Annotated in this window: 7 protein-coding genes; 6 read left to right on the forward strand and 1 reads right to left on the reverse strand. The window is 62.3% G+C overall.

All coding sequences use genetic code 11. The features are described from left to right. Nucleotides 1-6: 6 nt before the first annotated feature. The 4 genes from ASD50_RS09040 (at nucleotide 7) to lpdA (ending at nucleotide 5,041) form a co-directional block, all read left to right on the forward strand. On the forward strand, nucleotides 7-1,239 hold the full coding sequence (locus ASD50_RS09040) for a 3-methyl-2-oxobutanoate dehydrogenase (2-methylpropanoyl-transferring) subunit alpha (RefSeq protein WP_056239526.1): 1,233 nt from the start codon (nucleotides 7-9) through the stop codon (nucleotides 1,237-1,239). A gap of 2 nt (nucleotides 1,240-1,241) precedes the next feature. Beyond that, nucleotides 1,242-2,255: an alpha-ketoacid dehydrogenase subunit beta gene (locus ASD50_RS09045; protein WP_056239334.1), complete on the forward strand. Its 1,014-nt coding sequence runs from the start codon at nucleotides 1,242-1,244 to the stop codon at nucleotides 2,253-2,255. Between the two features lies 1 nt (nucleotide 2,256). Beyond that, nucleotides 2,257-3,579, forward strand: a complete 1,323-nt coding sequence (locus ASD50_RS09050) for a dihydrolipoamide acetyltransferase family protein (RefSeq protein WP_056239337.1) — start codon at nucleotides 2,257-2,259, stop codon at nucleotides 3,577-3,579. A 64-nt stretch (nucleotides 3,580-3,643) separates the two neighbouring features. Further along, entirely contained in the window at nucleotides 3,644-5,041 is a 1,398-nt protein-coding gene (gene lpdA / locus ASD50_RS09055) for a dihydrolipoyl dehydrogenase (RefSeq protein ID WP_056239341.1), read from the forward strand. Between the two features lie 60 nt (nucleotides 5,042-5,101). Here the strand turns inward: lpdA and ASD50_RS09060 are convergent, their stop codons facing one another. Further along, nucleotides 5,102-6,205, reverse strand: a complete 1,104-nt coding sequence (locus tag ASD50_RS09060; RefSeq protein ID WP_056239343.1) for a saccharopine dehydrogenase family protein — start codon at nucleotides 6,203-6,205, stop codon at nucleotides 5,102-5,104. 123 nt (nucleotides 6,206-6,328) lie between these two features. On the opposite strand from ASD50_RS09060, the gene ASD50_RS09065 reads away from it, so the two are divergent. Next, nucleotides 6,329-6,757 carry an Lrp/AsnC family transcriptional regulator gene (locus ASD50_RS09065; RefSeq protein ID WP_056239346.1) on the forward strand — a complete coding sequence of 143 codons (429 nt, stop codon included), beginning with the start codon at nucleotides 6,329-6,331 and terminating at the stop codon, nucleotides 6,755-6,757. Nucleotides 6,758-6,764: 7 nt separating this feature from the next. Further along, a complete protein-coding gene (locus tag ASD50_RS09070; protein WP_056239350.1) occupies nucleotides 6,765-7,169 on the forward strand; it encodes an ACT domain-containing protein in 405 nt (134 codons plus the stop codon). Nucleotides 7,170-7,564 lie beyond the last annotated feature (395 nt).

Below are 7,564 nucleotides of genomic sequence, written 5' to 3' on the forward strand. Positions count from 1 at the left end.
CTGGTCATGACCGATGCTGGGATGTTGCGCTTTCACGTTCCCGAACCGGAAGTGAGGCCGGGTGGGGCACCCGATTTCTCGAATGTCCCAATCCCCAAGGCAGGGTCCGTGCCTCGGCCTGAAGTGGACGTCGATCCGCGCACCATTCGCGATCTCGCCTTTTCCATCATCCGGGTGTTGAACCGTTCCGGCGAAGCCGTCGGCCCATGGGCCGACTCGCTCAGCGATGAGGAACTTCTGGAGGGCCTGCGTCATATGATGACGTTACGGACCTTCGACGCGCGCATGCAGATGGCGCAGCGGCAGGGCAAGACCTCGTTCTACATGCAGCACCTGGGCGAGGAAGCGGTAAGCTGCGCTTTCCGCAAGGCGCTTTCGCCCGGCGACATGAATTTTCCAACCTATCGGCAGGCAGGCCTGCTGATCGCCGGTGGCTACCCGATGGTCACCATGATGAACCAGATTTATTCCAACGAGGCCGATCCGCTGAAAGGCAGGCAACTGCCGATCATGTATTCCTCCAAGGATCACGGCTTCTTCTCGATCTCGGGCAATCTGGCGACGCAGTACATCCAGGCCGTGGGCTGGGCGATGGCGTCGGCCATCAGTGGCGATAGCCGCATTGCCGCCGGCTGGATCGGCGACGGTTCCACTGCCGAGTCGGATTTCCATGCGGCGCTGGTCTTCGCCTCGACCTACAAGGCGCCGATCGTCCTCAACGTCGTCAACAATCAATGGGCCATCTCGACCTTCCAGGGCATCGCACGCGGCGGGTCCGGCACCTTCGCCGCCCGCGGCCTCGGCTTCGGCATTCCGGCGCTGCGCGTCGACGGCAACGATTACCTCGCCGTTCATGCCGTCGCCAAATGGGCGGTCGAGCGGGCACGCCGCAATCTCGGCCCTACGCTGGTCGAATATGTCACCTACCGCGCCGGAGCCCACTCCACGTCGGACGATCCTTCCGCGTACCGTCCAAAAGCGGAGTCAGACGCATGGCCGCTCGGCGATCCGGTCATAAGGCTGAAGAACCACCTCATCCAAAAAGGCATATGGTCGGACGAGCGCCATGCCCAGGCCGAAGCGGAAATACTCGATACGGTGATCGCGGCGCAGAAAGAGGCCGAACAGCACGGCACGCTGCACTCCGGCAACAAGCCGTCGATGCGCGACATGTTCGAAGGCGTCTATGAGCAGATGCCGCCGCATCTGCGGCGCCAGCGTCAGCAGGCGGGAGTCTGACCATGGCGCGCAAAACCATGATCGAAGCCATTCGCGATGCCATGGACGTCTCGATGGGGCGTGACGAACGGGTCGTCGTGTTCGGCGAGGACGTCGGCTTTTTCGGTGGTGTGTTCCGCTGCACCCAAGGCCTTCAGGCCAAGTATGGCACCAGCCGTTGCTTTGATGCCCCGATCAATGAATCCGGCATCGTCGGCGCGGCCATAGGCATGGCAGCCTACGGCCTGCGCCCTTGCGTCGAAGTGCAGTTTGCCGACTATGTGTATCCGGCTTACGACCAGATTGTCTCGGAGGCCGCGCGCCTGCGTTACCGTTCGAACGGTGATTTCACCTGTCCGCTGGTGGTGCGCATGCCGACTGGCGGGGGCATTTTCGGTGGCCAGACACACAGCCAGAGCCCAGAAGCACTGTTCACGCACGTGTCTGGTCTCAAGGTCGTGGTTCCCTCCAACCCGTACGACGCCAAGGGCCTGCTGATTTCGGCCATCGAGGATCCCGATCCGGTGATCTTTCTCGAGCCGAAACGGCTCTACAATGGCCCCTTCGACGGCCATCACGAGCGCCCGGTAACACCATGGTCCAAGCACGAATTGGGTGAAGTCGCCGACGGACACTACACGGTTCCGCTCGGCAAGGCGGCGATTCGCCGCCAAGGCTCCTCGCTCACCGTGCTGGCCTACGGCACGATGGTCTATGTTGCCGAAGCGGCCGTGGAAGAAACCGGCATAGATGCCGAGATCATCGATCTAAGGACGCTTTTGCCGCTTGACCTCGACACCATCATCGCGTCGGTGAAGAAAACCGGACGCTGTGTCGTCGTGCATGAGGCGACACTTACGTCGGGGTTCGGAGCTGAGCTGGCGAGCCTGGTGCAGGAAAACTGCTTCTATCACCTCGAAGCACCGGTGGTGCGCGTTGCCGGCTGGGACACGCCCTACCCGCACGCACAGGAATGGGACTACTTCCCGGGCCCCGCGCGGGTTGGCCGTGCGCTGATGTCGACGATGGAGGCCTGAGATGGGCGAATACGTCATCAAGCTTCCCGATGTTGGAGAAGGCGTGGCAGAGGCCGAATTGGTCGAATGGAACGTCAAGATCGGTGACATGGTGCGCGAGGACACGGTTCTTGCCGCTGTCATGACCGACAAGGCAACGGTGGAAATCCCCTCGCCGGTCGATGGTGAAATACTGTGGCTCGGTGCGGAGATCGGCGACACCGTCGCCATCGGCTCGCCAATCGTGCGGCTGAAAGTGGCCGGCGAAGGCAATACCGGTGCGGAAACAGCGGCGGCTCCGAAGCCGCCAGTCAATGATGACCGCAAATCCCAAAGTGCGATTGCGCAGGCCAAGCCGGAACCAGCGTCGCAAGCCGCGCGTCCAGAACCTGTTGCTGCGGCAAAGCCGGCCGCAGCTTCGAGCCCAAAGCCCGTATCCGGAGCCATTCAGCGCGGTGCGCCGCGAGCCGAGGGTGAAAGGCCGCTGGCGTCACCGGCAGTCCGCTTGCGGGCAAAGGAGGCCGGTATCGACCTGAGGCAGGTTGGGGGCAGCGGCCCGGCCGGCCGCATCGGTCATGAAGACCTTGACGCATTCATCCAGCGCGGCCCGCAGACCGGTAAGACTTCCGGCCTTGTCCGCAACGATGCGATCGAGGAAATCAAGATTGTCGGGCTGCGGCGCAAGATCGCCGAGAAGATGAAGCTCGCCAAGTCGCGCATTCCGCACATCACCTATGTCGAAGAGGTCGATGTGACCGCACTCGAGGAACTGCGTGCCAACCTCAACAAGGAAAAGCGCACAGACCGTCCCAAGCTGACGTTGCTGCCTTTCCTGATGCGGGCGATGGTCAGAGCTATCGCCGAACAACCGCAGCTCAATGCCTTGTTCGACGACGAGGTGGGCATCGTCCATCAATATGGCGGTGTCCATATCGGGATCGCGGCGCAGACATCCGGCGGGCTGGTCGTGCCGGTGGTCAAGCATGTCGAAGCTCGTGATCTCTGGGACTGTGGCGCGGAAGTCAACCGGCTTGCGGAAGCTGCAAAGGCCGGCACGGCAACGCGTGAGGAACTGTCGGGCTCCACCATCACCATCACTTCGCTTGGCGCCATGGGCGGCGTGGTCACCACGCCGGTCATCAATCATCCGGAAGTGGCGATTGTCGGCGTCAACAAGATGATGATCCGCCCGATGTGGGACGGCAGCCAGTTCGTGCCTCGCAAGATGATGAACCTTTCATCCAGCTTCGATCATCGCGTCATCGACGGTTGGGATGCTGCGATCTTCGTCCAGCGCATCAAGGCGTTGCTCGAAACTCCGGCGCTGATCTTCGTGGAGGGATGACGATGATCTCGCAAAGCGACGGCCGGTTTGCCGGAAGGCTCATGACCCAGGAAGGAAGCCGGTGATGAAAGACATTACCTGCAAGCTGCTCGTCATCGGCGCTGGTCCTGGCGGTTATGTCTGTGCCATACGCGCAGGCCAACTCGGCATCGATACGGTCGTCATCGAGGCCGGCAAGCCCGGCGGCACTTGCCTCAATGTCGGCTGCATTCCCTCCAAGGCGCTGATCCATGCCGCCGAGGAATTCGAAAAGGCCAGCCACTGGGCCGGGAAACCCGGTCCCCTCGGCATTTCAGTAGAATCGCCAAAGCTGGAATTCGGCAAAACAGTTGCGTGGAAAGACGGTATTGTTAGCCGACTGAACAGCGGCGTCGCCGGATTGTTGAAAAAGGCCAAGGTCAAATATGTCCAGGGCTGGGCTAAATTCCGCGATGGCAAGACCGTCGAGGTAGAAACCGAGACCGGAACGCAAGTGATCCGCGCTGAAAACGTGGTCATTGCTACCGGTTCGGCACCGGTCGAGCTTCCCTTCCTGCCTTTCGGTGGCAATGTGATCTCGTCCACCGAAGCGCTATCGCTTCCTGCAGTCCCGGAGCGGCTGGCGGTTGTCGGTGGCGGCTACATCGGATTGGAACTCGGCATGGCCTTCGCCAAGCTGGGCGCCAAGGTCACCGTGGTCGAGGCGCTGCCCCGCCTGCTGCAGCAGTACGATGCGGAGCTGACCAAGCCGGTCCTAAAACGGCTTGCCGACCTTGGCATAGAGGTTCTCACCGGCGCCAAGGCCAAAGGCGTATCCAGCAAGGGGGATGCCTTGCTTGTAGAGGCTGCCGACGGCAAGGACCGCAAGATCGCGGCCGACAAGATCCTCGTCACCGTTGGCCGCAAGCCGGTCACTGCGGGCTGGGGCCTGGAAGAGATCGATCTCGACATGAGCGGACGTTTCATCCGCATCGACGACCAGTGCCGCACCTCGATGCGCGGCGTCTATGCCATCGGCGACGTCACAGGCGAGCCGATGCTGGCGCACCGGGCGATGGCGCAGGGCGAAATGGTGGCCGAGATCGTTGCCGGCCATAAGCGCAGTTGGGACAAGCGCGCCATTCCAGCCATTTGCTTCACCGATCCGGAACTGGTGACTGCTGGTCTTTCGCCGGACGAGGCGAAGAAGCTCGGCGGTGAGATCAAGATCGGCCAGTTTCCGTTCAGCGCCAATGGCCGCGCCATGACCAAACAGGGCGAGGACGGGTTCGTGCGCGTCGTCGCGCGCGCCGACAACCATCTTGTCCTCGGCATCCAGGCAGTTGGGCAGGGCGTATCGGAACTGTCCGCTGCCTTCGGGCTGGCGCTCGAAATGGGCGCGCGGCTCGAAGATATCGCCGGCACGATCCATGCGCATCCGACCCAGGGCGAAGCCTTCCAGGAAGCCGCGCTCAAGGGGCTCGGCCACGCCTTGCATATATAGAAAAAGGCTCGCGCCGTTGCCGTCGCGAGCCCTTCTCCTCCCCAGAAGAGATGGTGCCGATCAGCTTGCCAGACGGCTCGCCACTTCGTGCTGCGCATAGGCGCGGCCGAAACGGTTGGCGAGGAAGGTGTCGAGCGCGATGTCTTCCTGCCTGACGAAACCCTTGGCCGGCAGGCTGCCATCGGCCAGCATGTCGAGCACGGCGCAGATGCCGGAAGCGGTGGTGATCTGGATCGCGGAGTGGACGACCGCACCAACGCGCTGGCTGTAGATCTTGTTGGCGTAGGTTTCCTGCAGCAGGCGTCCGTTCTTGCGGCCGCTGACGGTCACGAAGACGATGACGACATCCTGCATGGTCGCCGGCAGGGCGCTTTCGAAGATGTCCTTCAAAACGTCGCGGCGATGGCGCAGGCCGAGATCGTTGAGCAGCGCCTTCATGATCGCGGCATGGCCGGGATAGCGGATGGTGCGGTAGTTCAGCGTACGCACCTTGCCCTTCAGCGTCTCGGCCAGCGTGCCCAGCCCGCCGGAGGTGTTGAACGCCTCGTAGGTCACGCCGTCGAGCGAAAATTCCTCGCGTTCCTCGAGCGGCGGCACTTCGACCAGCTCACCCTCGACGATCGCCTCGCACGGCTCGCAATATTCGTTGATGACGCCGTCGGTGCTCCAGGTCAGGTTGTAGTTCAACGCATTGGAAGGATACTGCGGCAACGCGCCGACGCGCATGCGAACGCTCTCCAGCGTATCGAAGCGGCTGGCCAGATCGTTGGCGACGATGGATATGAAGCCGGGAGCCAAGCCGCACTGCGGAATGAAGGCGGTTCTGGAGCCGCGGGCCAGTTCCTTGACACGGCGGGTCGAGGCGACGTCTTCGGTGAGGTCGAGATAGTGAACGCCGGCCGCTGCGGCAGCTTCCGCGATACGCGTGGTGAGGTGGAAGGGAGCAGCGCTCAGCACAGCGAACTTGCCGGCAAGCACCTTTTCAAGCTCGCCCTTGGCGCCGATGTCGAGCTCCAGCGTCGCGACCTGGCCCGAAAGCCCCATTGCGCCGAGTTGCTCGGCTGAGCGGTCCACGACCGTCACGCGATAGTCGCCGGTGGCAGCCAGCATCTCGGCAATGGTCGAGCCGATCTTGCCCGCTCCGATAACAACGACTTCCTTCATGGCGATACCCTCAATACCGAAAAATTCCTGCTGGAAACATCGCAGACCGGCTGACGAAAGAAAGGATACGTTTCGTCGGATCGCTGTGATAGATTGCACAAAACGACGATAGTGTTTGACGATATGACCAGCCCTGCCGATCAGGCCCTGATTTCCCTGCTGCGCGAGGACGCGCGCGCTTCGACGGCGGAACTGGCGCGCAAGCTCGGCGTGTCGCGCACCACCGTGCAAAGCCGCATCGACCGGCTCGAGGCGCGCGGCGTCATCGCCGGCTATGGCGTCAGGCTGTCGCCGGACTATGAGCAAGGACTGGTCAGGGCGCATGTGCTTTTGACCGTCACGCCGAAGCTGGCGGATACCGTGGTGCGCAGCCTGAAAGCCTTACCTGCGGTGCGTACGCTGCACTCGGTCAGCGGCAGCTTCGACATGATCGTCGTGGTCGAATCGCTGTCCATTGCCGATCTCGACGGACTGCTCGATCGTATCGGCGCGATGGAAGGGGTGGAACGCACCTTGTCGTCGATCATCCTTTCAACGCGCATCGACAGGTAGAGACTTCATGGGCGGAGAAACCGACCTCGGCAAACTGCTTGCCTCCATGCAGCCGGAACTACAGCCGCATGTGCATGTGTTCGTCACTGTTCCTGAAGGGTTTGCCCTGCCGATAGGCGTCGAGCCGGTCATGGTCTTTCGCGAACGGGAGGGCACGACGCTGATCCTGCGCGAGGATCAGGCACGTTCTGCGGGCCTTGCGGGTACATTCCGCTGCCGCATGATCACCCTCACCGTCCACTCGGCGCTTGAAGGCGTCGGCTTCCTCGCCGCGATCACCGCGCGGCTGTCGGCTGCCGGCATAGGCACCAATCCGGTTTCGGCATTCTACCACGACCATCTGTTCGTGCCCGCCGACAGGGCCGACGATGCGATGCGCGTATTGCGGGAGCTTTCGGCGGAGGGCGGCTAATACGCTGCTCGTCCCTCGTCATCCTCGGGCAAGCCTGAGCGAAGCGAAAGGCGCGACCCTAGGATCCATGCCGTGAGGATTGTGTGGTGCAGGGCGGCTCAGAATGGGAGCCTGATTTTGCACCCTTTGCGCGCTGCCGGGGTTTCACGGCATGGATCCCAGGGTCTCCGCAACGGCCTTCGGCCTGCTCCGCCCTGGGATGACGAAGAGATGGTTGCGTTTATTCATCGCCACGCTGCCTTTTCGGCCCTGGAAATTCTCTGCCCCGCCCTTAAGCTCCTTCGCTAACGCTCGTCGCTGGCGGGGACCCCGAGGAATGGCCAGACGGCTATCGGAGTTCGTGCTTTATGGTTGCCACGCCCGGCTAAAGCCGTCTGGCCATTGTCAAAGAACTG

Source organism: Mesorhizobium sp. Root552, assembly GCF_001427285.1.
Classification (GTDB): domain Bacteria; phylum Pseudomonadota; class Alphaproteobacteria; order Rhizobiales; family Rhizobiaceae; genus Mesorhizobium.

Coding starts and splice junctions, on each gene's coding strand:
- ASD50_RS09070 (WP_056239350.1), top strand. CDS start 6,765: ATGGGCGGAGAAACCGACCTCGGCAAACTGCTTGCCTCCATGCAGCCG.
- ASD50_RS09045 (WP_056239334.1), top strand. CDS start 1,242: ATGGCGCGCAAAACCATGATCGAAGCCATTCGCGATGCCATGGACGTC.
- lpdA (WP_056239341.1), top strand. CDS start 3,644: ATGAAAGACATTACCTGCAAGCTGCTCGTCATCGGCGCTGGTCCTGGC.
- ASD50_RS09065 (WP_056239346.1), top strand. CDS start 6,329: ATGACCAGCCCTGCCGATCAGGCCCTGATTTCCCTGCTGCGCGAGGAC.
- ASD50_RS09060 (WP_056239343.1), bottom strand. CDS start 6,205: ATGAAGGAAGTCGTTGTTATCGGAGCGGGCAAGATCGGCTCGACCATT.
- ASD50_RS09040 (WP_056239526.1), top strand. CDS start 7: ATGACCGATGCTGGGATGTTGCGCTTTCACGTTCCCGAACCGGAAGTG.
- ASD50_RS09050 (WP_056239337.1), top strand. CDS start 2,257: ATGGGCGAATACGTCATCAAGCTTCCCGATGTTGGAGAAGGCGTGGCA.